The organism is Cryobacterium sp. SO2 (assembly GCF_026151165.2).
Lineage (GTDB): Bacteria > Actinomycetota > Actinomycetes > Actinomycetales > Microbacteriaceae > Cryobacterium.
This window is the reverse complement of the sequence record NZ_CP117849.1, coordinates 3716649-3740274: the sequence shown is the minus strand read 5'-3', so window position 1 is coordinate 3740274 and position 23626 is coordinate 3716649. Positions and strand designations below refer to the sequence as shown.

The following is a 23626-nucleotide window of genomic DNA, read 5'->3' as shown; positions in this document are numbered from 1 at the left end:
CCGCCGTGGCCGCGCTAGACCTGGCCGCTCTCCGCGCGCCAGGTCTCCTGCTGCTGCAGAACCGGGTTGTCGGCGAACTCGCCGAAGTCGCTCATCTCGGTGACCCGGCGCACCTCGAGCTTCGACCCGGGGCCGAGCGGGCAGCGGCTGGCCCACTCCACCGCCTCCTCCTTCGAGGCGACCTGGATCATCCAGAAGCCGCTGAAGAGCTCGTGGGTTTCGCCGTAGGGGCCGTCGGTCACGATGGGGGTCTCCGCGGAGAAGTCCACAACGAAGTTGTCGGCCATCGAGTCGGCGAGGCCGTCACCGGCGAGCATCACGCCGGCCTTCAACAGGGCCTCGTTGTATGCGCCCATCTTCTCGATGATCTCGGTGAAGTCCGCCTTCTCGTAGTCCTGGCGGGCGGCGTCTGTTGCTCGCATGATCAGCATGTACTTCATCGGATTCTCCTCACTCCTGGGGCGCCGGATGCGTCCCCTCACTATCGCGTCGAACGGGGCCTCGTCTGATCGACAATCTCGTGAAAGAAATTCAAGCAGATTCCGGCTGCGCCCACCGCTGTTACTCAGATGAGGTCGTCGGTGAGGTGGTTGGGCGTGCCGAATCGGTGCGCGGTGATGGCCACGGCCTGCTCGCGCAGGAACGGCAGCAGGTCGATCCGCCCGGACTCCGTGGCCGGATTGGCGTAGATCGCGAGGTCGGGCCGCCCGCCGGTGACGGCCGTGATGGCCGTGACGGCGGTGGCGCTCGCGCCGAGCAACCGCAGCCGGCCGCCGCCGACGTCGACCACCCGCCGGTTCCAGGCCTCGTCGTCTTCCACGGCGACCTCGTCGGCGATCGCGCCGATGGCGGACGCCAACCTGGCCGTGAGAGGCGTGCTGCTCGAGACCGTGATGTGCGTGCCGGTGAGCGCGGCTGCTGCGACAGTGCGGGCCAACGCGCCGACCGTGCCGCCGGCGGCGAGGCGCACCAGCATCGGCTTGTCCACGGGCAGGTAGCGGAACACATTGCGCTCGATACTCAGTCGCGAGACGTCGTCCGCGCATCCGAACCTGGCGGCCCAGGCGGCCGCGTCGCTGCGGGCGGCGCGCTCGATACTGGCGGCGTTGGCGGCGGGCAGCTCCGCACGGGCCGCGGCGAGCAGCCGGGCGACGCGCGGGTCGGTGACGTCCGCGCCCGTCTCGGCCGTGGCCGGTGACCAGGAGCCCAAGCCGATGAGGTAGTTCGGACCGCCGGCCTTGGTTCCGGGGCCCACAGCGGACTTCTTCCAACCGCCGAAGGGCTGGCGGCGCACGATGGCACCGGTGATGCCCCGGTTCACATAGAGGTTGCCCGCCTGGATGCTGCCGAGCCACTGGCCGATCTCGCCCGGGTCGAGGGAGTGCAGGCCCGAGGTGAGCCCGTAGTCGACGTCGTTGACGATCGCGATCGCCTCGGTGAGGGTGGCGGCGGTCATGATGCCCAGGATCGGGCCGAAGTACTCGGTGCGGTGGCAGTCGGAGCCGCGGGTGACCCCGTCGCGCACGCCCGGCGTCCACGAGCGGCCGGTGTCGTCGAGCCGACGCGGCTGCAGCAGCCACCGTTCGCCGGCACCCAGGGTGGTGAGGCCGGCGAGGAGCTTGCCGGCGGCCGGTTCGATGATCGGGCCCATCTGGGTGGCCGGGTCCTCCGGGTAGCCGACCGTGAGCGAGGAGACCGCGTCGAGCAGCTGGGTGCGGAACCGGGTCGAGGTTGCGACCGACCCGACCAGAACCACGAGGGAAGCCGCAGAGCACTTCTGCCCGGCGTGACCGAACGCCGAGGAGACCACGTCCTTGACCGCGAGGTCGAGGTCGGCCGACGGCGTCACGATGATCGCGTTCTTACCGCTGGTCTCGGCGAGCAACGGCAGGTCGGGCCGGAAGGAGCGGAACAGCTCGGCAGTCTCGTAGGCGCCGGTGAGGATCACCCTGTCGACCTGCGGGTGCGCCACGAGCCGGGCGCCGAGGTCGTCTTCGTCCAGCTGGATGAAGCGCAGCACATCGGCGGGCACCCCGGCCGCCCAGATGGCCTCTGCGATGATCGCACCGCAGCGGGCGGTGAGCGCGGCCGGCTTGAGGATCACGCTCGACCCGGCGGCGAGGGCGGCGAGCGCGCCGCCGGCGGGGATGGCAACGGGAAAGTTCCACGGCGGGGTGATCAGGGTGAGCGCGGCCGGGGTGAAGGTGGCGCCATCCACGTCGTCGAGTTCGCGGGCAAGGTCGGCGTAGTAGTGCGCGAAGTCCACGGCCTCCGAGACCTCGGGGTCGCCCTGGTCGATGGTTTTGCCCGCTTCGGCGGCCATCACTTCGAGGAAGTCGGCGCGACGCAATTCGAGTTCTTCGCCAACGCGGTGCAGCAGCCGGGCACGTTCGGCGCCGGGCAGCCGCCCCCAGGCGGTGCCGGCCGCGGCGGTGGCGGCCACGATCCGGTCGAGCTCGGCGGGGTCGTTCACCCCGGCGTCTTCGACGGTGGCCAGACCGAGCCGGGAGGCGGGCACCCGTTCGAGGATCGCCTGCGCCCACTCCCGGTTCGCCGCGACCGACGGGTCGGTGTCCGGAGTGTTCGCGAACGCGCCATCCGTGGGCCGCGGCGAGGCCGCGAACCGGTCGGCAACCCGGTGCGTGGCCGGCACCCGGCCGTCGAGGGCGGCGATGGAGGCGAGGAAGCGCGCCTGCTCGCGCGCGAACAGGGCCTCGTTCTCGTCCAGCTCGAAGACCGCCGACATGAAGTTGTCGCTGGAGGCGCCCTCCTCCAGGCGGCGGATGAGGTACGCGATCGCCACATCGAATTCGGTCGGCGAGACGACGGGCGTATAGAGCAACAGCGCACCGACCTCGCGGCGAACGGCCTCGGCCTGGCCCTGCGCCATGCCGAGCAGCATCTCGTACTCGATGCCGGCGCGCACGCCGCGGCGGCCCGCGAGCAGCCAGGAGTAGGCGACGTCGAAGAGGTTGTGACCGGCGACGCCCAGGCGCACATTGCGGATGCGTTCGGGGTGCAGGGCGTAGTCGACCACGCGCTTGTAGTTGGTGTCCGAGTCCTGCTTGGTGTTCCAGGTGGCCAGGGGCCAGCCGTGCACAGACGCCTCGACCTGCTCCATCGGCAGGTTGGCGCCTTTCACGAGCCGCACCTTGATGCCGGCTCCGCCGCGGGCGCGCCGGGCGGCGCTCCAGTCCTGCAGCCGGATCATCGCCGCCAGCGCGTCGGGGAGGTAGGCCTGCAGCACGATGCCGGCCTCGAGGTGGAGGAACTCCGGCCGGTCGAGGATGCTGGTGAAGACCGCGATGGTGAGGTCGAGGTCCTTGTACTCCTCCATGTCGAGGTTGATGAACTTCGGCACAGGGGCGGCGGCCGCCCGGGCGAAGAGCGGGGTGAGCTCCAGGGCGATGTCGGCGACAGCACGGTCGAAGGCCCAGGGGTTGTGCGGGGCGACGGTGGCGGAGACCTTGATCGAGACGTAGTCGATGTCGTCGCGAGCGAGCAGCCGGTGCGTGCCCTCGAGCCGGCGCCCGGCCTCGCCTGCGCCGAGCACCGCCTCGCCGAGCAGGTTGACGTTCAGCCGCACGCCGTCCTTCTTGATCTTCGCGATCGCCGGGCCGAGCTTGGTCTCGGTGGCGTCGATGATCAGATGCCCGACCATGTTGCGCAGCACCGCGCGGGCGATCGGCACCACCACGCCGGGCAGGATCGGTGCCATGCTGCCGCCGACCTTGACGGCTCCGCGCAGCGCGGCGGGGAGGAAGCCCGGCACCCGCGGCGCGATCGACTTCAGGGTCCTGGCCGCCACCGCGAGGTCCTCGGGGCGCACGACGCCGTCGACGAACCCGACGGTGAAATCGAGCCCCTGCGGGTCCCTCAGTACTCCGGCCAGCTGGGCGCCGGAGGCGTCGACCGGGACGGACGACGCCTCGCGCAGCCACCGGCGCACGAGGGCGATCGCCTCCTGGCTCAGATCGGGATCGACGGAATCGGTGGAAGGGGAGGACGCACCGGAAGCGGATGCTGCAGCGAGGAGGGTCATGGCGATCTTTCGGTGTGCGCGGGGGCGGACGGCGACGAGGACCGTGGGTCTTCACCTAGTATTCGGAGAAAGAAGCGTCAAGAAAAGCGATCGTTTCTAACCTGTATTCGTAAGTTGTGCTGATGGGAGGCGGACCCCGTGTTGGACGTGCACCGACTGCTCCTGCTGCGGGAACTCGCGATCCGCGGCACCATGGCCGCCGTCGCCGAGTCGCTGGCCTACAGCCCGTCCGCGGTGTCGCAGCAGCTGAGTCTGCTCGAGAAGGAGACCGGCAGCGTTCTGCTGCGGAAGTCCGGGCGCCGGGTGCAGCTGACCCCGCAGGCGGAGATCCTGGTGAAGGCGGCGAACGAGCTGTCCAACATCCTGGAACGTGCCGAGGCGGAACTGCTGGCGTCGCACACGAGCGTGCGCGGCCGGGTGCGCGTGGCCGTGTTCCAGTCCGCCGCCCTGGCGCTGATGCCGTCCGCGCTCAAGGCGATGTCGGTGGACTACCCGGATGTGCGGGTCGAGATGGTGCAGAAGGAACCTGAGGAGGCGCTGCACGAGACCTGGGCCCGGGACTTCGACATGGTCATCGCCGAGCAGTACCCGGCGCACTCCGCGCCGTGGCTGCCCGGCCTCGACCGGCAGGATCTCACGACCGACGCCATCCGTCTCGCGGTGCCGAACGCCTCGGCCGGGCTGGCGCTGGCCGACATGCGCGAACGGGCCTGGGTGATGGAGCCCCGCGGCAGCGCCTCCCGGCACTTCGCTGAGCAGGCCTGCCGCTCGGCGGGGTTCGAACCCGATGTGCGGTACGAGGCCGCCGACCTGCAGTCGCAGATCCGGTTGATCGAATCAGGCAACGCCGTGGGGCTCATGCCCGACCTGGTCTGGACCGGGCGGGAGACCTCGTGCCGCCTGATCGACCTGCCCGGGAATCCGCGGCGCACCATCTTCACCGCGCAACGCGAGGCCGGCCTCGGCTCGCCCGCCGCGAGCGCCCTGGTGCGCGCGCTCGAGCGGGCGGCGCGGGAACAGCGCTCGCCCCGAGGAGCCTAGGCGCGAAGACCCAGCCAGAGGCCGAGGAACGCGCAGCCCACCGCGAGGACGAGCATCCCCAACCCGTTGACCAGGGCCGAGAGTGAGCGGCGGTCCTGCGCCAGGCGCACGGTCTCGACGCTGGCGGTGCTGAAGGTCGTGAAGCCGCCCATCAGGCCGCCGCCGAGAACCAGATGCCAGGCCTCAGGCAACCACAGGGCCAGCGTGAGCCCCGTGATCAGGCCCAGCAGCAGGGAGCCGACTACGTTGATGAGCAGGGTGCCGACGGGCAGGGTGGTGCGCACGCGGGCGCGCACGAGGCCGTCGATCAGGAGGCGCAGCGCGGCGCCGAGGCCGCCGGCCAGGGCGACGGCCACGAAAAGCAGAGGGGTCACGAGGCGGCCGCCCCGCCGCGGCGCGGTCGCCGACGGTGCAGGGCGCCGGCCGCGCCGATGCCGGCCCAGGAGGCGGCCGCGCCGACGATGACGGTGCCCAGGGCATACAGCAGGGCCGTGCCCAGCCGGTTGTCGGCCAGCAGCAGGCTGGTGTCGGTGGCCAGGGCGCTGTAGGTCGTGAAGCCGCCGAGCACCCCGGTGCCCAGCAGCAGGCGCAGCTGCCGGCGCCGACCCTCATCGGGGCCGCGGCGGGCCAGGGTTTCCAGCAACAGGCCGAGCAAGAACGCTCCGACGATGTTGATGGCCACGATGACCACGGCGACCCCCGCCACGGGAGGCACCGAGATCGCCAAGATCTCCCGCAGCGCGGTGCCCACGGTGCCGCCCGCGAAGACGAGGGCGAGGGCGCGCCAGCGCAGGTGCACCGGTCGGGTGGGCGCGCCCATCAGGTGCCGCCGTCCAGCGTGAGCGCGAGCGCTGCAGCCTCGGCGCGCGGGGCGTCGAGGTAGCGCCGGCCGCCGGCCTGGTACACCAGCGGATGACCGGTGGGCAGGTTGAGCCGGTGGATGGCCGTCTTGTCGAGGTGCTCGAGCACGGCGCAGTACGCGCGCAGGGAGTTGCCGTGCGCGACGACGAGCACCGTGCGGTCGTCGGCGAGAAGCGGCAGCACCCTCTCGGCGTGGAACTCGGCGACCCGCGCCATCACATCGCGCAGTGACTCGGTGCGGGTGAGTGCCCGCGCGGGCAGGCCGCGGAACAAGGCGGCTGCGGCGAACCCGGCGTACTGCTCGTCGGACATGGCGGGCGGCGCGGTATCGACCGAGCGGCGCCAGGCAAGGAACTGCGCCTCGCCGGCCTCGGCACGCACGTCGTCTTTGTGCCGACCGGTGAGGGCGCCGTAGTTGCGTTCGTTCAGGCGCCAGTCGGTGGCCACGGTGCTCGCGGGCAGGCCCAGCGCGGCAGCGACGATCGCCGCGGTGCGGCCGGCGCGCCGCAGCTCGGACACGAGCACGGCATCCGGCACCAGGTCGTGGGTCTGCAGCAGAGCGGCGGCGGCGCGAGCCTCGTCGGCGCCCGATGCGGACAGGTCGGGGTCGAGGATGCCCGTGAAGAGGCCGGCGGCGTTCGCGGTGCTCTGGCCGTGGCGCAGCAGAACGAGGGACCCGCCGCTCGGCCTGCTCGTCACCACTCACCCACCAGTCGTACCCACCAGTCTTGTCGGCCGGCGTCGGCGCGACCAAGAAGTCGGTAGGAACCATCAGCGCAATCGGCGGTTCGAGCGGGTGCTCAGGTGGGATCCATCACCACGCAAAAGGGTACACCGGTCAGTCGGACTCCCAGGGCAGATCGTCGTCGAACGACACCGGCGACAACGGGATCACCACGACCGGCCGATTCTGCCGGTGGGCCAGATTCATCGCGATCGAGCCGGCGAAGAACTCCTGCAGGCTGCCGCGCACGGTGCCGTCGCGCGTGCCCACCACGATCATCGCCGCCCGGAGCGATTCGGCGAGCTGCCCGAGCGCCCTCGCGGGATCGCCGGTGAGCTGGTGGGTGCTCCAGGCGATGTCGTGACCGCCCAGGATTCGTTCCAGGTGGGCGGCGAGGTAGGGGCTGAACTGGGCGACGCGCGGGGTGGCCGGGGTGCCGATCGTGGGCGAGTCCGTGGGCGGATCGGCAACCGGGCCGACCGCCGGGGCGTCGGCGTGGTCCGCCCGCGGGTGCCGGCCGGGGTCCACCCAGGCGCACACCAGTTCGGCGTGAAAACGCGCAGCGAAGACCGCCGCCTGCAGCACGACCCCGTCGGCCTGACCGGGATAGACGCCTACCACCACACGGGTTCGGATGCTCATGGCGCACAGAGTGACAGAAGACCCCGTACTCCGGTAGGCCCCCATCCGCGACCCGTGAGTTGAACCCCGAAAAGCGCGAGTTTTCGGGGCTCAGGTCACGGCTCGCGGGGGGAGAGGAGCGCGTCCAGGACGCCGGCCAGGGGAGCTCGGAGGTCGTCGGCGCTCGCTGAGGCCAGGGGCTCGAGCCGGGTGGACGAGCGCAGCAGCACGATTCCCAGGGTGGCGGCCAGCGCGAGCTGGGCGCGGAGGAAGAGGCCGTCGTCGGGGGTGTCCGGGCGCCAGCCGGCGGCGGCGGCGATACCTTCGGTGAACGAGCGCAGGGTGCTGAGCCGAATCTGGTCGGCCCGTTCGTCTCCGGACGAGCGCAGCAGTAGGAGCAGATGCAGGGTGTAGTCGCCGCCGGGCAGGTCGGTGAGCCGGAGGACCATGCTGTCCAGGATCTGCTCCACCGTCGAACCCTGGTTGGCCGGGCGGCCCAGATCCTCGCCGACCCGACGGAGGCAGGCCTCGAAGAGGCCTTCCTTGGAAACGAAGTACCGGTTGATGAGTGCCACGTTCACGCCGGCATCCGCGGCGATGTCGCGCACAGTGGTGGTGGTGTAGCCGTCGTGGGCGAATCGGCGGCGGGCGGCGTTGAGCAACAGGCGACGGGTCTCGCCGGCGTCGCGAGACCTGCCGGTCTGCTCGGTCGGTTCGGTCTCCGGGGTGTGCTCGGCATCAGCGTCGGGCAGTGTGCGCATGGTGTGGGGATTCCCTCCGGTTGCCTTCCACGGTACAGGTATGTTTCCTCGATGTAAACAGATGTTGACTTGGCCGGTCCCGTCGCCTACAGTGCCTAAGTCAGCAGTTGTTTACATCTACTCCGGAGACTCATGTCACAAACACTTCGAGAACCCGCCACGGGCTCCGTTCCCGCGGCCACCGGCCGCACGATCAACAGCACCCTCCTGGTTCTCTTCCTGTCCCTGGGCGGACTGTCATTCGCCGTGCTGCAGTCCCTCGTGGCCCCCGCACTGGCCACGATCGGCGCCGACCTGGGCGTCACCACCGGCGACGCCGCGTGGGTGCTCACCGCCTACCTGCTGTCTGCCGCCGTCCTCACGCCGATCCTCGGACGGCTGGGCGACATGGTCGGCAAGCGCCGGATCCTCATCATCGTTCTCGCGCTCCTGCTCGTAGGAACCCTGCTCGCCGCCCTGGCACCCAACCTCGGTGTGCTGATCGTCGCCCGCGCCCTGCAGGGCGCCGCCGGCGCCATCATGCCGCTGTCGATCGGCATCGTGCGAGACGAACTTCCCCGGGAGAAGGTGGGCGTGACCATCGGCCTGCTGTCGGCGATCTTCGGCGTTGGCGCCGGCGTCGGCATCGTGGCCGCCGGACCCATCGTGGAGAACCTGTCCTGGCACTGGTTGTTCTGGCTGCCGCTCGTTCTCATCGTCATCGCGCTGCTCGGCGTGATCTTCGGCATGCCGGAGTCACCCGTGAAGACGCCGGGCCGCCTCGACGTGCTCGGCGCGTTCATCCTCACCGTGGCCCTGATCGCACTGCTCCTCGCCATCAGCGAGGGCGCCAACTGGGGCTGGGACTCGGCCGAGACCATCGGGCTGCTCGTCCTCGGAGTCGTGGCGCTGGTGGTGTTCGTCTTCGTGGAACTTCGGGTGAAGGAACCCCTCATCGACATGCGCCTGATGAAGGTGCGCGGCGTGTGGACCGCGCACATCGTGGCCCTCATCTTCGGCTTCGCGATGTTCGGCACCTTCGTGCTCGTGCCCACCCTGCTGCAGCTGCCGGCCGCGACCGGTTACGGCTTCGGCAAATCGGTGTCCGAGGCCGGCCTGTTCCTGCTGCCCACCGTGCTCATGATGGTGGTCTTCGGGCCCCTCGCGGGCATGCTGGTGCGCAAGGTCGGTCCGAAGCCGCCGATGATCCTCGGCGGTGTCTTCGTCACCATCGCGTTCATCATCCCCGCGATCGCGCACGACCAGATCTGGCAGGTCGTCGTCTCCGGCCTGTTCACCGGCGCCGGCATCGGCCTGGCCCTGGCCACGGCGTCCAATGCCATCATCGAAAGCGTCCCCGCCGCGCAGACGGGTGAGGCGATCGGCGTCAACACCATCGCCCGCACCATCGGCAGCAGCGTGGGCACGGCCGTGATCGCGGCGCTGATCACCTCGAACAGCACGCCCCAGGGGATGCCGACCGATGACGCCTTCAGCATCGGGTTCTGGGTCTGCACCGGCGTGGCCGCACTCGCGATCGTCGGCGCGGTAGCCGCACCGTCCATGCGCAGGCGTCGCCAGCAGGCCCTCGCCCTCGGTGTGCAGGACTTCCCCGATGAGGCCGACGAGGTCAGCGTGCTGCACCCGCTCACGCACCACACCACCGCCGAAACGACTCGCGACTGATCAGACCCGCAGTGTCAGGTGTCCCGCGCCCCGATTTTGAAAGTGCGGGACACCTGGAAAGCCGAGCGCCGCCCGTAGAACGTCAAGAGCAGCGCGATCAGGCCGAAGACGATCATGACAACCGGCAGCACCAGGCCGTCGAATCCGGTGAGGAGTGCCGCGCCGAGAATCCCGGCGGCGAAGATCGCCAGGTTGAATGCCACGGGCAGGAACGCGTTCGCGACATCCGCGTCCGCGCCGGCCGTTGTGGTGAGGGCCGACTGGAGTTGCGCGGACGCGCCGCCGAAGCTCATGCCCCACAGAACGGTCGCGGCGACGACCGCTGGTGTGGACGCGTGCGCGGCCCAGAGTGTGAGGGCGGCCGCAACGAACAGGGCGACGCTGATGTGCAGAAGCGCACGCGGGTGCCTGTCGAGGATTGCCCCGGTGAGGGCGATCCCAACGATCGACGCGACGCCGAAAATGAAGAGCAACACGTCAACGCTGAGGCCGGTGCTGGTCGCTCGTAGATAGGGGGCGATGTAGGTGTAGATGGTGTTGTGCGCGATCATCCAGGCGAAGATCACTGCCAGGATCACGGCAATTCCCGGAAGCCGGAACACGCGCGCAACAGGAAGCCGCGAGCGGCCCGTCTGCCCGTCGGCATCCGGGGCGATCAGCGCAATCAGGGCGCCGGCGACGAGCGCCACCACGGTGAGACCGCCGAAGGACCATCGCCAGTCGAAGGCGGTTCCCAGCCAGGACCCGAGTGGCGTGCCGAGGGCGAAGCCGACGGGCGCCCCGGCGGAGACGATCGCCAATGACAGGCCCGCGTACCGTGCGGGGCTGATCGTGCGGCCGTAGGCCGCGAGCATCCCCCAGATGATGCCCGAGAACGAGCCGGCGACGAACCGTGACACCAGCGAAAGCGCCAGGTCGCTCGAGAGTGCCGTGGCGCTGTTCGCCACGATGAGACCGAGCAGGGCGCAGAGCAGCAGCGGTTTGCGGCGCAGGCCACGAGTCAGTGTGATGGCCGGCACGGTGGCGATGACAGTGCCGAGCGCGTACGCGCTGATGAACAGGCCCACTGTGCCCTCACCGATTCCCATGCCCGCGGAGATAACCGGGAGGAGACCGGCCGGCATGGTCTCCATGGCCACGAGGATGAAACCGATCACCGCCAGGACGATCAGGGTGACAACGGGCAGGCGCTGGGTCGTCCCAGCTTGACCGCGCACTGGCGCAGTTGTGGTGGTGTGCACTGGTGCTCCTGAAGACGTCGGTGAGGGCGGGCGGTTGGCGGTCTGACGCAGGTCAGAAGGTGAGCAGCACCTTGGTGGCGCGGCGCTCGTCCATGGCCTTGTAGCCCTCTGCGGCCTGCTCGATCGGCAGGGTGAGATCGAAGACCTTGCCGGGGTCGATCGACCGGTCCCAGATCCGCTGGATCAGGTCTGGCAGGAACCTGCGCACCGGAGCGGGGCCGCCGAGGGTGTGGATTCCGGCGAAGAACAGCTGGATGCCGGGGATCTGCACGTCGTAGTTGACCCCGACGTAGCCCAGGTGCCCGCCGCCGCGGGTGGCGCCGACGGCCTGCATGAAAGACTCCTGGGTGCCGACGGCTTCGATCACGGAGTGCGCGCCGAGCCCGCCGGTGAGTTCCTTGATCTTCGCCACGCCCGCGTCGCCGCGTTCCTCGACGATGTCGGTCGCGCCATAGAAGCGGGCGAGCTTCTGCCGTTCGGGGTGACGCGACATGGCGATGATGCGTTCGGCGCCGAGTTCCTTCGCGGCCAGGATGGCCATCAGGCCGACGGCGCCGTCACCGACCACCGCGACGGTCTTGCCGGGGCCGGCCTCTGCGGCGACGGCGGCGAACCAGCCGGTGCCGAGCACATCCGAGGCTGCGAGCAGCGAGGGGATCAGGTCGGCGTCGGGCATGCCGGGGGTGGCGACGAGGGTGCCGTCGGCGAGGGGGATCCTGGCCATCTCGGCCTGCATTCCGGTGGCGAATTCGGCGTGCACGCACCGGGACTGGAACCCGGCCTGGCAGATCTCGCAGGTGTTGTCGGAGAGCACGAAGGACCCCACGACGAAGTCGCCGACCGTGACGGTGCGCACGTCGTCGCCGATCTCCTCGACGACGCCGACGTACTCGTGGCCCATGGCCGAGTGGTCGACGGGCTCGACGCCCCGGTAGGGCCAGAGGTCCGACCCGCAGATGCAGCTCGCCGTGAGCCGGATGATCGCATCCGTCGGTTTGATGATGGTCGGGCTCTGACGCTCTTCGACCCGGACGTCGCCGGGGGCGTACATGATGACTCCACGCATGTGGATACTCCTTCACGGTTTCACAATTTCACAGCTGCGATTGCTTCGTCATCCAGTACACCGGCGCGTCATCCGCGGGGGGAGTCCCTGGCGAGGGGTGTACCGGTAGGGGACCCCACGCCGCGGCGGGGAGACGTACGCTCGTCGCTATGGACAATCAAGCCGAAGTGCGTCAGTTCCTCATGTCGCGCCGGGCGAAAATCACCCCGGAGCTGGCTGGCCTGCCTGCCGGGCCCAACCGGCGTGTGCCGGGGTTGCGCCGCACCGAGGTGGCCACGCTCGCCGGCGTCAGCGTGGAGTACTACGCGAAACTCGAACGGGGCGCCATCGCGGGCGCATCCTCCTCGGTCCTGGACGCCGTCTCCCGGGCGCTGCAGCTCGACGACACCGAACGCGGGCACCTGTTCGCCCTCGCCCGCGCCGCGGATGGCATTCCCCTCTCGGGCCGCACGCGCGGACGCGCGACGAAGAACGTGGTGAGCCGGCCGAGCCTGCACTGGGTGCTCGGCTCGATCACCGAGGGCATCGCGTTCGTGCGTGATCAGCACCAGGACCTGCTGGCCACCAACGAGCTCGGGCGCGCCTTCTACTCGCCCCTCATCGGCGATGGCGGGCGAACGCCCAATCTCGCCAGGTTCCAGTTCCTCGACCCGGCGTCGCGCGACTTCTACCCGGACTGGGACGTGTTCGCCGGGATGTGTGTGGCGATCATGCGTGCCGAGGCCGGCCGGGACCCCAACGACAAGGGCCTGCAGGACCTCGTGGGCGAGCTGTCCACCCTGAGCGACACCTTCCGGAAGCTCTGGGGTGCTCACGACGTGCGCAGCCACGGCTCAGGCACGAAGCGGTTCAACCATCCAGTGGTGGGGGAGCTCGTGCTGGCCTATGAAGAGCTCGCCATCACCGCCGACCCCGGCTCCGTGCTGATGATCTACACCGCCGAACCTGGTTCCGCCAGCGCCGAGCGACTCAGGCTGCTGGCCAGCTGGGCCGCCACGAGCGTCGCGCAGCCGCAGCAGACGTCCAGCTGACGCAGCAATCCTGACATCAGGCCTTGGCCGCCTCCTCGACCGCGGTGACGGCCGCCTCGACGCCGCCGTTCCACGGGGCGCCGTGGCCGGGCAGCACCCAGGTCGCACCCGTGGCGCGGAGCGCGCGCAGTGAGGCGATTGCCTGCTCAGGCTCGTCGGTGAACGGCGCCGGCTGCGGGCCCACCTGACCGGTGAGCACATGGCGGGTGGTGAGGCCGTCGCCCACGAACACGGCGTCGGCGACGGGAACGTGGATCGCGATGCTGCCCGCCGAATGCCCGGGCAGGGCGATGATCCGGGGCCGGCCGGGCAGGTCGAGAACCTCACCGTCGTGGGCCTCCACCACCTCGGTGAGGTAGGTGGTGCGCAGGCCGCCCTTGCGCAGGGAGTAGGTCGCGAACCCCAGGACCGGGCCCGGCTTCATCTGCTGTTTCGTGGTAGTCGGTTTCTTTCCGCCCTTCGCGCGGTCGGCATCCGCCGGATGAACGTAGACCGGCACGCCGTGGTCACGGCGCAGGCGCTCGGCGAAACCGATGTGGTCGGAATCGCCGTGCGTGAGGATCAGGCCCTTCACGTCGTCGAGGGTGCGCCCCATGGCGCTGAGCTCGGTGAGAAGCTCGCGCCACTGGCCGGCGAGGCCGGCGTCGATGATGGTCACCCCCTCCGGGGTGTCGACGAGGTAGACGGCCACGATGTCGTTGCCGATGCGGTGGAGGGAGGGTCCGAGTTTCATGATGGCTATGCTACATAGCCATGATGGCTATCGTCAATAGCTATACTGGGATCATGCCCACCCCGGAACGTACCTCTCTCGACGCGATCGTGCTCGCCGCGACCGACCTGCTCGAACAGGAAGGGCTCGCGGGGGTCACGATGCAGGCGGTCGCCCAGCGCGTCGGGGTGCGCGCGCCGTCGCTCTACAAGCGCGTGCGCAGTCGCGAGAAGCTGATCCAGCTGGTGGCGGAAGCGACGATGACCGCGTTCGCGGAGCGCCTCGACGCCGCAGCCGGCGCTGAGGAACTCGCGAATGGCGTGCGCGCGTTCGGCCACGAGCGGCCCGCCGCGTTCCAGCTGGTCATGACGCCGGGCACGGGGACTCCGGCCGTCGGCGACGAGTATCGGGCCGCGGCGAGTGCGGCTGTTCTCCGCGTCGCCGGCGAGCTTGCCGGTGAGGAGCACGCCCTCGAGGCGGCTCGCACGCTGACGGCCTGGGCCGCGGGCTTCATCAGCATGGAGCTGAACGGGGGCTTCAACCTCGGCGGGGACGTCGAGCGCGCGTGGGAGTTCGGTCTGGCCAGAATGATCGCGGCGATCACGGTGGCGCCGACGACGTAGTCAGGCTCCGATCGGGAGCGCGAACCAGGAGTGTCCTAGCCGAAGCGCAGGATGCGAAAGCCAGCTGCGTCCAGGCTGGCCAGGCCCAGCCGTTGCCCGTAGGTGCGATCGCCCTGGCCGGGAGCGATTTCCTCCAGCGCGAGGGCCACGTGGAACAGCACCTCGGACGCCACCAGGCGCCGGAGCTTGGGGGGAGCGAGCTTGGACCGGGAGCTCTGCACCACGACGATGCGCACGGCGTCCGGCGCAATCCGGTCGTCCAGCGCCCGGAGCATCGTGGCGGCCTTGACGAGGGACGACCGCCGGGCGTCCCTCTCGATGGCCAGGACCACGACGCGAGCCGGTTGCGCCGCCGACGTCTGGTCAGACTGAAAACTATTCGCGTCGAGTGTTCCCGAGCGCAACGCGCTCAACAACTCATCCGCATCCCCCTCGAGAAGAATGGGTGCGGTCGCCACGTGTGCAGCGATAGCCTTCAGCTGCGCGGCGCGCTTCTTCCGCGACATCCATCCCCCTCGTTTGGTTCCATCGTAATCTGGAGCACCGACGATGGCCCGCGCTCCGAGGAGACGCGGGCCATGCGGGTTGCGGATGCGCCGGCTACTTCACCGAGCCGCGGGTGACGCCGCTCACCACCCACTTCTGGGCGATCACGTAGACCACCAGCAGCGGTGCAAGGGCCATCAGGTAGGAGGCGAACGCCACCGGGTAGTTGGTGTTGAACTGGCCCTGGAAGATGAACTGCGCCAGCGGCAGGGTCTGCGCCGACGGGTCGGAGAGCACCACCAGCGGCAGCAGGAAGTCGTTCCACGCCCAGACACAGGTGAGGATGCCGACAGTGGCGTTCATCGGCGAGAGCAGCGGGAAGATCACCTTCCAGAACACCATCCAGGTGCTCGCGCCGTCCAGCCTGGCGGCCTCCTCCAGCTCCACCGGGATGGAGTTGATGTAGGCGACGAAGATGAAGATGTTGAACGAGAGCCCGTAGACCGTGTACAGCAGGATCAGGCCCACCGGGGTGTCGATGCCCAGCAGCGCGGTCTCCTTCACCACCGGCAGCATGATGATCGGGAACGGCACGAAGATCGCCGCGAGGAAGTAGAAGTACAGCCCCTTGAAGAACTTCTTGTGCATGTTGCGGGCGATCGCGTAGGCCACCAGCGAGTTGGTGAGCAGGGTGAGGAACACCGCGCCCACCGTGATCAGGGCCGTGTTCATGAGCGCGCGGGGGAAGTTCGTCAGCTGGTAGGCATCCGCGAAGTTCTCCCAGCGGATGCTGGTGGGCAGTTCGAACCCGGTGCCGCCGAGCTGGTCTGGCGTCTTCAGCGCGGTGACCACGGTGAAGTACAGCGGGATCAGCACCGTGAGCGAGCACACCGCGATGAGGGCGGTGAGCCACCAGTTGGTGCCGCCGTTGCCGCCGTCGAGGCGTCGGCGGGTGCGCGGGGCGCGAGCGGACGCATCCGAGTCGGCGGGCAGTGGCGCGGTCGTGTTGGTGAGGGTGTCGGTCATGAGAAGCTCGCCTCCCGGCGCTGCAGGATGCGCAGCTGCAGAAATGAAACGATGATGATGACGAACAGGTAGACCACGGCGTTCGCCATCTGGTACCCGTACTCACCACCCTGGAAGCCGCCGCGGAAGATCACGAGGGCGATGGATTCGGTGGACGTGCCTGGGCCGCCCGCGGTGAGGGCCACAATCTGGTCGAAGACCTGCAGGAACGACTTGAACGAGAGCACCATGTTGATGGTGAAGTACGCGCCGATCAGTGGGAAGGTAATCGACCGGAACCGGCGCCAGCCGCTGGCTCCGTCGATGGCGGCCGCTTCGTAGAGGTCGGCGGAGATGGTCTGCAGCCCGGCCAGGTAGAGGATGACGTTGAACGCCGCCGCCTGCCAGACCGTGGTGATGACGATGCCGACCCAGGCGAAGTCCGGGCTGGCCAGCAGGTTGCCCGAGAGCCCCGGCAGGCCCAGCGCGGTGAAGATGGCAGGGAACGAGTTGGCGAACAGGTAGTTGAACACGTAGCCGATGATGAGGATCGCGAGCACGTAGGGGATGAAGAACACACCGCGGAACGCGGCCTGGAACTTGATCTTGGAGTTCAGGCCCAGCGCGATGGCCAGGGCGATGACGTTCACCAGGAGGGTGGACACGATGGAGAACCCGAAGGTGAAGCCGTAGGAGTTGAGCACCCGGTCGTCCTGGAACAGGTTGATGTAGTTCGAGAACCCGACCAGGTCCCAGGTGCCGTAGCCGGCGTAGTTGGTCAGGCTGAAGAACATGCCGGAGAGCACCGGGATGGTGTGCAGGGCGAAGAAGATCACGACGGCCGGCACCACCATCCAGTAGAAGGTGCGCGGTGTGCGGGCGATGGAGGAGCGGATGCGTGGGCTGCTCATGCTCACTTCCCCTGTCTCTGTGTGGTGGTGCGGGCGGCGACCTTGTCCCATTCGGAATCCAGGTCGGCCAGGAAGGTCTCCGTGTCGCCGGTGATCACCAGCGTCTGGAGCAGGTTCACCAGCGGCACGGCCGCGGGAATCTGGTGGTCGATGAAGCCGATGATCTTTCCCGCACTGAAATACGGTTCGAGACCGGCCAGGGCGGGGTCGTTGTTGGGCGCGGCATCCTTCAGCGGCGAGAAGGTGCTCTGTGCTTCGGAGTAGGCAGTCACAACCTCGGGCGACATCAGGTAGTCGACGAACTTCTGTGCCTCGGCGGCATGCGGGGTGTTCCGGCCCACCATGATGCCCACGTCCACGCCGGAGACCACGACGCGGCTGTCGGCGTCGTCGGTGACCGGATAGGGGAACGAGCCGATGGCGGCGTCAGTGTTGTTGGCCCGGATCGCCGGGATCGCGTAGGAGCCCTGCAGGTACATGGCCGATTCACCATCGGCGAAGGCCTTGTTGCCGGCGTTGTAGTCGCGGCTGGCGAAGTTGTCCTGGCAGTAGCTGAACAGGGACACCTCCTTGTCGGCGGCGTCGGCGAAGTCCTTCTGGAACGAGACCGTGGCGTCGGCCGGGTCTTCGTCGCGGAGGGTGTCGAAGAAACCGTCGGGCATCAGCGTGCCACCGAGGTTGACGAACGCGGGCGACGCGGTCCAGGAGTCCTTCAGGGTGCAATAGAACGGTGAGACCCCGTTGGCCTGGAAGGTGTCGGCGGCGGCGATGAGCTCGTCCCAGGTGGTGGGCACCTCCACGCCGTTGGCCGCGAAGATATCGGGGTTGTAGAGGATGCCGCTGGCGTTGCTGGCGAACGGCAACGCGTTCACCTCGTCGGCGCCGTCCGCGGAGCAGGTGCCCAGTGACTGCACGATGTCTTGCACGGCCGGGTTCACGGTTTCGGCGACCGGGTCGGCGCTGAGGTCGGCGAAGATGCAGGCCCGGGCCAGCTCGCCGTAGTTTCCGTTGACGTTGAGCGTGAGAACGTCGGGCACCTTGTCTTTCACCAGCAGGGTGCGGATGGCGGTGTCCGGGTCTGGCACGGAGTTCTGGATGACCTTGATGCCGGGGTTCTCGGCCTCGAAGTCCTTGATGATGGCGGTGAAGTTCCCCACCGCTTCGGGCTTGAACTGGAAGAAGTTCAGCGTGACCACGTCGGTGCCGGCGGATGTCGCGCATCCGCTGAGCGCGACGAGGGTCGCGGCCGCGACGACCATGGCGGTGGCCCGCCGGCGTCTGCGGCCGGGTGGGTGGGGCATGGTGCGGGGGGATTTCATGGCGCCTCCTTGCGCTCGGTCCGCTTGAGCGGACTCAGACTGACGTGATTGAGAAAACTGCGGGGTGTTCGGGAAAGAGCACCGGCCCCTGCAGGCCGATGGTGCGAAGGGCCCTGCCGGTGAGGGTGAGCGGCTGCTCGGCCCAGACCAGCGGGGACTGGCCGTTGCCGATGCCGGTGAACTCCCGGTTGACCAGGCTCACCCGGTAGCGGGTGTCGTCATCCAGCCCGGTGAAGCGCAACGGCCCGACCGGGTACGCGGCGCTGGTGGCGACCAGGCTGAAGACGAACATCGCCTCGCTTCGGTCGGCGGCGACAACGCCGCGCAGGTCGACGGCCGGGTCGGGGTGGTCGACATGCACCGAGGTGCCGGTGTGGAAGAGGCCGCGGTTGGCCTTGTAGAGCTCGATCCAGCTGACCAGTTCGGTCTCGTCGGCCGCGGACAGGGCGCTGATGTCCCACTCGATGCCGAGGTGGCCGAACAGGGCCACGCCCGCGCGCAGCGACAGGTCGTGCCGGCGGCCGGTGGAGTGCGACTCCGGACCGCTGATGTGCGCGCCCAACAGCTCGTAGGGCACCAGCAGGCCGGTGTACTTCTGGATGGTGAGGCGCTCGATCGGGTCGATGCAGTCGCTGGTCCAGATGCGGTCGGTGTGGTCGAGGATGCCGAGGTCGACGCGGGCGCCGCCGGAGGCGCAGCTCTCGATCTCCAGGCCCGGGTGGCGGGCCTTGAGCTCGTCGAGCAGGGCGTAGAGGGCCACGACGTTGTCATGCACGGCCGCGGCGCCGGTGCGGGTGCTGCCGGCGTCGACGAGGTCGCGGTTGTGGTCCCACTTGAGGTAGCCGATCGGGTACTCCACCAGCAGGGCGTCGAGCCGTTCGAGGATGTACGCGTAGGCATCCGGGTGGGAGAGGTCGAGCACCTGCTGCTGGCGGCCCTCAACCGGCAAGCGGCCGTCGGCCTGCAGCAGCCAGTCCGGGTGGGCGCGCGCCAGGTCGGAGTCGGGGTTGACCATCTCGGGTTCCACCCAGAGGCCGAATTGCATGCCGAGGCCCGTGACGGTGTCGATCAGCGGGCTCAGGCCGTCCGGCCAGACGTCGGCGTCTACCCACCAGTCGCCCAGGCCCGCGGTGTCGTCGCGGCGGCCGTGAAACCAGCCGTCGTCGAGCACGTAGCGTTCGACGCCCACGCGGGCGGCGGCATCCGCGAGTGCGGTCAGCCGGGCCAAGTCGTGGTCGAAGTAGACGGCCTCCCAGGTGTTGAGGGTCACCGGGCGGGGCGTTGCGGGGTGGGTGGGCCGCGCGCGCAAGCGGGTGTGGATGCGGGCAGAGAGTTCGTTGAGGCCGTCGCCCCAGGAACCGATCACGGTGGGGGTGCTGTAGCTGGCGCCGGGGGCGAGGCGGATCTCGCCGGGGGCGAGCAGTTCGCCGGCCTGCAGGAATGCCGACCCGGTGACGAGCCTCTCGGCGGCCAGGCGGTGGTTGCCGCTGAAGGCCAGGTGCACGGCCTGGACGAGGCCGCGTTCGAAACCGAAGCCGGGAGTGCCGGCCGCCAACAACAGGGTGGCGTCGGCGCCGGGGCGACCCTTGCGGCTGTCGCGCTGGTGCCGGCCCTGGGTGAAGGCGTGCCGCTGCGGGCTGCGTTCGCGCAGGTGCCGGCCGGTGGTGTCGAGGATCTCGGTGGCGCTGGCCGGCAGCGGCAGGGTGACGCAGAGGTCGCTGAGCTCGTAGACGTCATCGCCCGTGTTGGTCACGGTGAGGCGCTGGCTGAACACGCCGGCGGCATCGAGGGCGAGTTCGGCGCGCAGGGAGAGGCGGCTGATCTCGTCGATCGCTTCGATGACGAGCGTTGCCGGGGTGGTGACGAACTCGGTGGCGCGCAGGGCGGGGGAGAAGAACCGGCCCTGCCGGCTACCGGTGAGACCGGGGGTGCCCTGCCAGCCGTTGGCCTCCTGCGGCAGTACGGTGAGCCGGGCCGGCTGGTCAAGGCCGCCGGAGACCCGCTGGGCCCGGGTGGCGAGCGTGAGGTCGGCGAGCTCCGCGGCGGACAGGTCGCCCTGGTCAGCGCCCCAGAAGAGAATTTCGGGCATCCCGTCGCCGGTCAGGTCGACGATGACACTGGTTCCGCCGTTGCGGAGGTGGGTGACGGTGCTGTCGTGGTGCATGTCTTATTTCTATATTGCAAGGAACTCGGTTGTCAAGCACCGGGAATATCGAGTTTGCCACGCTAAATCCGCGCTATACGCCAGTCGTTTAGTCCATCATGCAATAAACTGGGTCTGATCCGGACGTTCCCCGGCGCAGCGCGGGCGAGCGGTATCCTGATCGAACCCGGCAGCCAGACGGCTCGACGGTTACAGTGTCGGCGCTGACTGAAGAAAGTTGCCCAGCCCATGTCATCCCTCGAGGCCGCCGAGCGCCGGTACCGCACCCCGTCCAGCGAGCTGGCGCGCGAGGTCCTGATTCACGGGCCCATCCTGCGCAGCGTCCTCGCCCAGCGGCTGGGTCTGTCGTTGGCCACCCTCACCCGGCTGGCCCGCCCACTGCTCGACGGCGGCCTGCTCGTGGAAGTGACCGAACAGCTCGACGGGGCCATGGGCCGCCCGGCCAAGCCGCTCGATGTGCGGGCGGAGGCGCGCCAGTTCCTGGGCGTGAAGCTCACCGGTGACACCGCCGTGGCGGTCACCACCGACCTGCGAGCCACCGAGGGCCGGCGCGCCGAACGCCCGCTGCCGAGCCACGAATTGGCGGATGTTGTCGCAGTGATCGTGGAGTTGGCCCGCGAGCTCGCCAATGACCAGGAGTTCTCGGCCATCGGCATCAGCGTCGGCGGCCAGGTCGCCGACAACCGCGTCGTCGACCGCGCCCCGTTCCTGGGCTGGCGCGGCGTGCCGCTGGCGGCCGCCGTTGAGGCCGAGCTGGATGTGCCGGTCATGGTCGAGAACGACGTCGTGGCGCTCGCCGCGGCCGAGCACTGGTTCGGCCTCGGCCGCGGGTTCTCCAATTTCGCGGTGCTCACCGTCGGCGCGGGCGTCGGCTATGGCCTCGTCATGCACGACCAGGTTGTCAGTACCTCCGAGGCCGGTCTCGGCCTGGGCGGGCACTTCCCGCTCGACCCCACCGGCCCGCTCTGCTTCCTGGGGCACCGCGGCTGCTCCACGGCGATGCTCACCATCCCCAGCATCCGGGCACAGGTGGAGGTGGCCCTGGGCGAGCCGGTGAGCTACGCCGCCGTGCTCGACATGGCGGCGGCCGGCCACCCTGTGGCTCTCACCGTGCTGCGCGCGGCCGGAACCGCCCTCGGCCGGCTCATCGCCGCCGTCGCCAACCTCGCCATGGTCGAACACGTGGTGCTCGCCGGCGAGGGCCTGGGTTTCCTGGAGATCGTCCGCGCCGAGATGGATGCCGCGATCGCGGCCGACCGTGACCCGGAGGCCGCCGAGGTGGATGTGCTCCTCGACGCCAGCGGGTTCATCTCCTGGGCGCAGGGCGCCGCGGCCATCGCCATCCAACGCACCATGGACACCCTCGCGACGAGCCTCTAGACCGTCCTGACTCCCGCTGTTACTGGCCGGGGTCGCTCGGGCCGCCCCGGGTGCCCTTGTGCGCCTCCTCGATGATGCGCACATTGCGGAGGGCGACAGTCTGCGTCATCAGCAAGTCCAGCGAGGTGACGAAGAGGCGGCCGATCTCGTCCTCGGTCACGTCTGGCCCCGGCACATCCACGCGGAAGCCCTGCGCCTGCAGGCCGCCGTCATTGGAGAAGGAGATCTCGGCATCAAACACGGCCCGGTACTGAGTCACAGCGCACCCTTTCAGTTCCACATGAGTGGAGCCAACACTAGCGGGCCGCACCGCCTTCGCGAGCCGTGAGTTAAGCCCCGAAAACCCGAGATTTTTGGGGCTTAACTCACGGCTCGCGGAAGGGGGAAGGGGAGGGTCGGAGGGCGGGTTAGGCGCGGGTGTGGAGGGTGATGTGGTAGCCGTCGGGGTCTGCGAAGGTGAAGGTGCGGCCGAAGGGGCCGTCGACGGGGGCCGAGACGATGGGGACTTCGGCGGCGACCAGGGCGTCGTGGATGTCCTGGGCGTCCGGGGCATGCAGCCAGATGCCCACGCCGAGGCCGAGCTGGCCGACCGAATCGAGGTCGACGCCCGGGAGGGGCGACCGCACGGCGAACGCGGCCGGCGTGGTGCCGAAGACCACGGCGTGCGGAGGGCCTGCCTGCCGGGTGAGGCCGAGGTGCTGCTCGTAGAAGGCCGCGGAGGCCTCGATGTCGCGCACCTGCAGTGAGATGAAGCCGGGGCCGGAAGTCGTCATGATGGTTCTCCTTAGTTCGTGTCAGTAAGTTGACATAGATCCAGTATGTCAGAATGTTGACATGAGTGACGGTGATGCGCAAATCGAACTGGACACGTCGGTCGGGTACCTGCTCAAGGAGGCCGCAAGCGCCCTGCGTTCGGCCATGGAAGCCGTGCTGCGACCCCTGGAGATGAGCGTCACGCACTACTCCTGCCTGGAGTTGCTCGCCCAGCGGCCGGGGTTGTCCAACTCGGAGCTGGCTCGCGGGGCCTTCGTCTCCCGTCAAGCGATGAACGTGCTGCTGCAGGCGCTGGAGCGGGATGGCTTCGTCACCCGGCCGGAGCAGGCATCCGAGGGCCGGGTGCTGCCCACCCGGCTCACCGACCTGGGCCGCAGCCGACTGGCCGTGGCCAGCGCGGCGGTGCGAGGCGTAGAGGACCGGATGCGGTCGGACCTGGACGGGAGCGAGCGCGAGCAACTGCGGCTGCTGCTGGCCCGGTGCGTGGCGTCGCTCACGGCCCCCACACCCGAGCCGGCCGCGCCGCACTGACCGTGCCGCGCTGACCGCAGCGCTGGTCTAGCCTTGCACCATGGCGACCCTGGGCAGATACCCGAAAGGCGTGGCGAAACGCGCCGAGATCCTGCAGGCCGCCCTCGCCCTCGTCGCCCGCCGCGGCTTCCACCAGACCTCGGTGCGGGACATCGCCGAGGCCGTCGGTCTCACCTCGGCGGGCCTGCTGCACTACTTCGAGTCCAAGGACGATCTCTGGGTCGCCATCCTGCGCACGCGCGATGAGATGGATGCGGCCAAGGATCCGGAGGACCCGGACCCGGCGGCCACCTACGCGGCACTGATCCGCCACAACGCCGAAGTGCCCGGGCTCGTGCAGATGTTCGCGAACCTGTCCGCCGCCGCGGCGACCGACCCGGAGCATCCGGCGCACGACTACTTTCGGGAACGCTACGCGCACTCGCGGAGGACGATCGCGGCCGGGCTGAGCCGGATGCAGGCATCCGGCCGGCTCGACACGTCGATCGACCCGGAGGTGTTCGCGTCGATTCTGATGGCGGTCAGCGACGGCATGCAGGTGCAGTGGATGTTCGACGAGACCCGCGACATGGGGGCGCACGTCGAGGCCGTGATCGCGCTGGCGCGCGCGGGGAGCCGTCCGCCGAGCATGGCGGACGGCTCTCCGGCCTGAGCCCGGACTGATACCG

24 protein-coding genes and 1 riboswitch are annotated in these 23626 nt (G+C 69.3%); of the genes, 7 read left to right on the top strand and 17 right to left on the bottom strand.

The genetic code is table 11. The annotated features are described in order from the left end of the window. Positions 1-14 precede the first annotated feature (14 nt). Positions 15-440, bottom strand: coding sequence for a YciI family protein (locus tag BJQ94_RS17600; protein WP_265398313.1), 426 nt, complete (start codon positions 438-440; stop codon positions 15-17). 125 nt (positions 441-565) lie between these two features. Further along, complete coding sequence (locus BJQ94_RS17595) at positions 566-4042, bottom strand: bifunctional proline dehydrogenase/L-glutamate gamma-semialdehyde dehydrogenase (protein ID WP_265398312.1); 3477 nt, start codon at positions 4040-4042, stop codon at positions 566-568. Positions 4043-4180: 138 nt separating this feature from the next. Here BJQ94_RS17595 and BJQ94_RS17590 point away from each other — a divergent pair, with 138 nt between their 5' ends. Further along, positions 4181-5083, top strand: coding sequence for a LysR substrate-binding domain-containing protein (locus BJQ94_RS17590; protein ID WP_265398311.1), 903 nt, complete (start codon positions 4181-4183; stop codon positions 5081-5083). On the opposite strand, the gene crcB is transcribed toward BJQ94_RS17590, so the two are convergent. From crcB to BJQ94_RS17565, 5 genes are all read right to left on the bottom strand, one after another. After that, a complete protein-coding gene (gene crcB / locus BJQ94_RS17585) occupies positions 5080-5457 on the bottom strand; it encodes a fluoride efflux transporter CrcB (RefSeq protein ID WP_265398310.1) in 378 nt (125 codons plus the stop codon). The genes BJQ94_RS17590 and crcB overlap by 4 nt on opposite strands. Further along, positions 5454-5903 (bottom strand): CrcB family protein, encoded by a 450-nt coding sequence (locus BJQ94_RS17580; protein ID WP_265398309.1) that lies wholly within the window; start codon positions 5901-5903, stop codon positions 5454-5456. The genes crcB and BJQ94_RS17580 overlap by 4 nt, the downstream gene beginning before the upstream one ends. After that, complete coding sequence (locus BJQ94_RS17575) at positions 5903-6643, bottom strand: 2,3-bisphosphoglycerate-dependent phosphoglycerate mutase (RefSeq protein WP_265398308.1); 741 nt, start codon at positions 6641-6643, stop codon at positions 5903-5905. Before BJQ94_RS17575 ends, BJQ94_RS17580 begins: the two co-directional genes overlap by 1 nt. A 56-nt stretch (positions 6644-6699) precedes the next feature. Further along, a riboswitch (Fluoride riboswitch) is annotated at positions 6700-6772 on the bottom strand. A gap of 10 nt (positions 6773-6782) precedes the next feature. Next, positions 6783-7310 carry a universal stress protein gene (locus BJQ94_RS17570; protein WP_265398307.1) on the bottom strand — a complete coding sequence of 176 codons (528 nt, stop codon included), beginning with the start codon at positions 7308-7310 and terminating at the stop codon, positions 6783-6785. A 95-nt stretch (positions 7311-7405) separates the two neighbouring features. Then, a complete protein-coding gene (locus tag BJQ94_RS17565) occupies positions 7406-8050 on the bottom strand; it encodes a TetR/AcrR family transcriptional regulator (protein WP_265398306.1) in 645 nt (214 codons plus the stop codon). A gap of 132 nt (positions 8051-8182) precedes the next feature. On the opposite strand from BJQ94_RS17565, the gene BJQ94_RS17560 reads away from it, so the two are divergent. Continuing rightward, a complete protein-coding gene (locus BJQ94_RS17560) occupies positions 8183-9715 on the top strand; it encodes an MFS transporter (RefSeq protein WP_265398305.1) in 1533 nt (510 codons plus the stop codon). A gap of 14 nt (positions 9716-9729) precedes the next feature. Here the strand turns inward: BJQ94_RS17560 and BJQ94_RS17555 are convergent, their stop codons facing one another. Together BJQ94_RS17555 and BJQ94_RS17550 are read right to left on the bottom strand one after the other, a co-directional pair. Continuing rightward, positions 9730-10956, bottom strand: coding sequence for an MFS transporter (locus BJQ94_RS17555; RefSeq protein ID WP_265398304.1), 1227 nt, complete (start codon positions 10954-10956; stop codon positions 9730-9732). 52 nt (positions 10957-11008) lie between these two features. Next, positions 11009-12022, bottom strand: a complete 1014-nt coding sequence (locus tag BJQ94_RS17550; RefSeq protein ID WP_265398303.1) for a zinc-dependent alcohol dehydrogenase family protein — start codon at positions 12020-12022, stop codon at positions 11009-11011. Positions 12023-12171: 149 nt separating this feature from the next. Here BJQ94_RS17550 and BJQ94_RS17545 point away from each other — a divergent pair, with 149 nt between their 5' ends. Beyond that, positions 12172-13053: a helix-turn-helix transcriptional regulator gene (locus BJQ94_RS17545; protein ID WP_265398302.1), complete on the top strand. Its 882-nt coding sequence runs from the start codon at positions 12172-12174 to the stop codon at positions 13051-13053. Between the two features lie 16 nt (positions 13054-13069). On the opposite strand, the gene BJQ94_RS17540 is transcribed toward BJQ94_RS17545, so the two are convergent. Next, positions 13070-13786 (bottom strand): MBL fold metallo-hydrolase, encoded by a 717-nt coding sequence (locus tag BJQ94_RS17540; RefSeq protein WP_265398301.1) that lies wholly within the window; start codon positions 13784-13786, stop codon positions 13070-13072. 53 nt (positions 13787-13839) lie between these two features. On the opposite strand from BJQ94_RS17540, the gene BJQ94_RS17535 reads away from it, so the two are divergent. After that, the gene (locus BJQ94_RS17535; RefSeq protein WP_265398300.1) at positions 13840-14388 is read left to right on the top strand and encodes a TetR/AcrR family transcriptional regulator; all 549 of its coding nucleotides are present in this window, start codon (positions 13840-13842) and stop codon (positions 14386-14388) included. Between the two features lie 35 nt (positions 14389-14423). Here BJQ94_RS17535 and BJQ94_RS17530 read toward each other — a convergent pair whose 3' ends face one another. The 5 genes from BJQ94_RS17530 to BJQ94_RS17510 form a co-directional block, all read right to left on the bottom strand. Then, on the bottom strand, positions 14424-14894 hold the full coding sequence (locus BJQ94_RS17530; RefSeq protein ID WP_265398299.1) for a hypothetical protein: 471 nt from the start codon (positions 14892-14894) through the stop codon (positions 14424-14426). A 94-nt stretch (positions 14895-14988) separates the two neighbouring features. Continuing rightward, a complete protein-coding gene (locus BJQ94_RS17525; protein ID WP_265398298.1) occupies positions 14989-15900 on the bottom strand; it encodes a carbohydrate ABC transporter permease in 912 nt (303 codons plus the stop codon). Then, positions 15897-16790, bottom strand: coding sequence for a sugar ABC transporter permease (locus BJQ94_RS17520; RefSeq protein WP_265398297.1), 894 nt, complete (start codon positions 16788-16790; stop codon positions 15897-15899). Before BJQ94_RS17520 ends, BJQ94_RS17525 begins: the two co-directional genes overlap by 4 nt. A 2-nt stretch (positions 16791-16792) precedes the next feature. Then, positions 16793-18109 carry an extracellular solute-binding protein gene (locus tag BJQ94_RS17515; protein ID WP_265398296.1) on the bottom strand — a complete coding sequence of 439 codons (1317 nt, stop codon included), beginning with the start codon at positions 18107-18109 and terminating at the stop codon, positions 16793-16795. Positions 18110-18143: 34 nt separating this feature from the next. Next, a complete protein-coding gene (locus tag BJQ94_RS17510) occupies positions 18144-20273 on the bottom strand; it encodes an alpha-galactosidase (RefSeq protein ID WP_275875521.1) in 2130 nt (709 codons plus the stop codon). 228 nt (positions 20274-20501) lie between these two features. On the opposite strand from BJQ94_RS17510, the gene BJQ94_RS17505 reads away from it, so the two are divergent. Then, complete coding sequence (locus BJQ94_RS17505) at positions 20502-21653, top strand: ROK family protein (RefSeq protein WP_265400041.1); 1152 nt, start codon at positions 20502-20504, stop codon at positions 21651-21653. A 19-nt stretch (positions 21654-21672) separates the two neighbouring features. Here the strand turns inward: BJQ94_RS17505 and BJQ94_RS17500 are convergent, their stop codons facing one another. Together BJQ94_RS17500 and BJQ94_RS17495 are read right to left on the bottom strand one after the other, a co-directional pair. Continuing rightward, a complete protein-coding gene (locus BJQ94_RS17500; RefSeq protein ID WP_265400040.1) occupies positions 21673-21912 on the bottom strand; it encodes a hypothetical protein in 240 nt (79 codons plus the stop codon). Between the two features lie 148 nt (positions 21913-22060). Continuing rightward, the gene (locus BJQ94_RS17495) at positions 22061-22426 is read right to left on the bottom strand and encodes a VOC family protein (protein ID WP_265400039.1); all 366 of its coding nucleotides are present in this window, start codon (positions 22424-22426) and stop codon (positions 22061-22063) included. Positions 22427-22487: 61 nt separating this feature from the next. On the opposite strand from BJQ94_RS17495, the gene BJQ94_RS17490 reads away from it, so the two are divergent. Then, complete coding sequence (locus BJQ94_RS17490) at positions 22488-22958, top strand: MarR family transcriptional regulator (protein WP_265400038.1); 471 nt, start codon at positions 22488-22490, stop codon at positions 22956-22958. A 40-nt stretch (positions 22959-22998) separates the two neighbouring features. Beyond that, complete coding sequence (locus BJQ94_RS17485) at positions 22999-23610, top strand: TetR/AcrR family transcriptional regulator (RefSeq protein ID WP_265400037.1); 612 nt, start codon at positions 22999-23001, stop codon at positions 23608-23610. Positions 23611-23626: the final 16 nt, after the last annotated feature.

What these genes read in the sequence shown, in the direction of transcription:
- BJQ94_RS17600 (WP_265398313.1), bottom strand. Translation starts at nt 440, where the DNA reads ATGAAGTACATGCTGATCATGCGAGCAACAGACGCCGCCCGCCAGGAC.
- BJQ94_RS17595 (WP_265398312.1), bottom strand. Translation starts at nt 4,042, where the DNA reads ATGACCCTCCTCGCTGCAGCATCCGCTTCCGGTGCGTCCTCCCCTTCC.
- BJQ94_RS17580 (WP_265398309.1), bottom strand. Translation starts at nt 5,903, where the DNA reads ATGGGCGCGCCCACCCGACCGGTGCACCTGCGCTGGCGCGCCCTCGCC.
- BJQ94_RS17570 (WP_265398307.1), bottom strand. Translation starts at nt 7,310, where the DNA reads ATGAGCATCCGAACCCGTGTGGTGGTAGGCGTCTATCCCGGTCAGGCC.
- BJQ94_RS17565 (WP_265398306.1), bottom strand. Translation starts at nt 8,050, where the DNA reads ATGCGCACACTGCCCGACGCTGATGCCGAGCACACCCCGGAGACCGAA.
- BJQ94_RS17560 (WP_265398305.1), top strand. Translation starts at nt 8,183, where the DNA reads ATGTCACAAACACTTCGAGAACCCGCCACGGGCTCCGTTCCCGCGGCC.
- BJQ94_RS17550 (WP_265398303.1), bottom strand. Translation starts at nt 12,022, where the DNA reads ATGCGTGGAGTCATCATGTACGCCCCCGGCGACGTCCGGGTCGAAGAG.
- BJQ94_RS17545 (WP_265398302.1), top strand. Translation starts at nt 12,172, where the DNA reads ATGGACAATCAAGCCGAAGTGCGTCAGTTCCTCATGTCGCGCCGGGCG.
- BJQ94_RS17540 (WP_265398301.1), bottom strand. Translation starts at nt 13,786, where the DNA reads ATGAAACTCGGACCCTCCCTCCACCGCATCGGCAACGACATCGTGGCC.
- BJQ94_RS17535 (WP_265398300.1), top strand. Translation starts at nt 13,840, where the DNA reads ATGCCCACCCCGGAACGTACCTCTCTCGACGCGATCGTGCTCGCCGCG.
- BJQ94_RS17530 (WP_265398299.1), bottom strand. Translation starts at nt 14,894, where the DNA reads ATGTCGCGGAAGAAGCGCGCCGCGCAGCTGAAGGCTATCGCTGCACAC.
- BJQ94_RS17525 (WP_265398298.1), bottom strand. Translation starts at nt 15,900, where the DNA reads ATGACCGACACCCTCACCAACACGACCGCGCCACTGCCCGCCGACTCG.
- BJQ94_RS17520 (WP_265398297.1), bottom strand. Translation starts at nt 16,790, where the DNA reads ATGAGCAGCCCACGCATCCGCTCCTCCATCGCCCGCACACCGCGCACC.
- BJQ94_RS17515 (WP_265398296.1), bottom strand. Translation starts at nt 18,109, where the DNA reads ATGAAATCCCCCCGCACCATGCCCCACCCACCCGGCCGCAGACGCCGG.
- BJQ94_RS17510 (WP_275875521.1), bottom strand. Translation starts at nt 20,273, where the DNA reads ATGCACCACGACAGCACCGTCACCCACCTCCGCAACGGCGGAACCAGT.
- BJQ94_RS17505 (WP_265400041.1), top strand. Translation starts at nt 20,502, where the DNA reads ATGTCATCCCTCGAGGCCGCCGAGCGCCGGTACCGCACCCCGTCCAGC.
- BJQ94_RS17495 (WP_265400039.1), bottom strand. Translation starts at nt 22,426, where the DNA reads ATGACGACTTCCGGCCCCGGCTTCATCTCACTGCAGGTGCGCGACATC.
- BJQ94_RS17490 (WP_265400038.1), top strand. Translation starts at nt 22,488, where the DNA reads ATGAGTGACGGTGATGCGCAAATCGAACTGGACACGTCGGTCGGGTAC.
- BJQ94_RS17485 (WP_265400037.1), top strand. Translation starts at nt 22,999, where the DNA reads ATGGCGACCCTGGGCAGATACCCGAAAGGCGTGGCGAAACGCGCCGAG.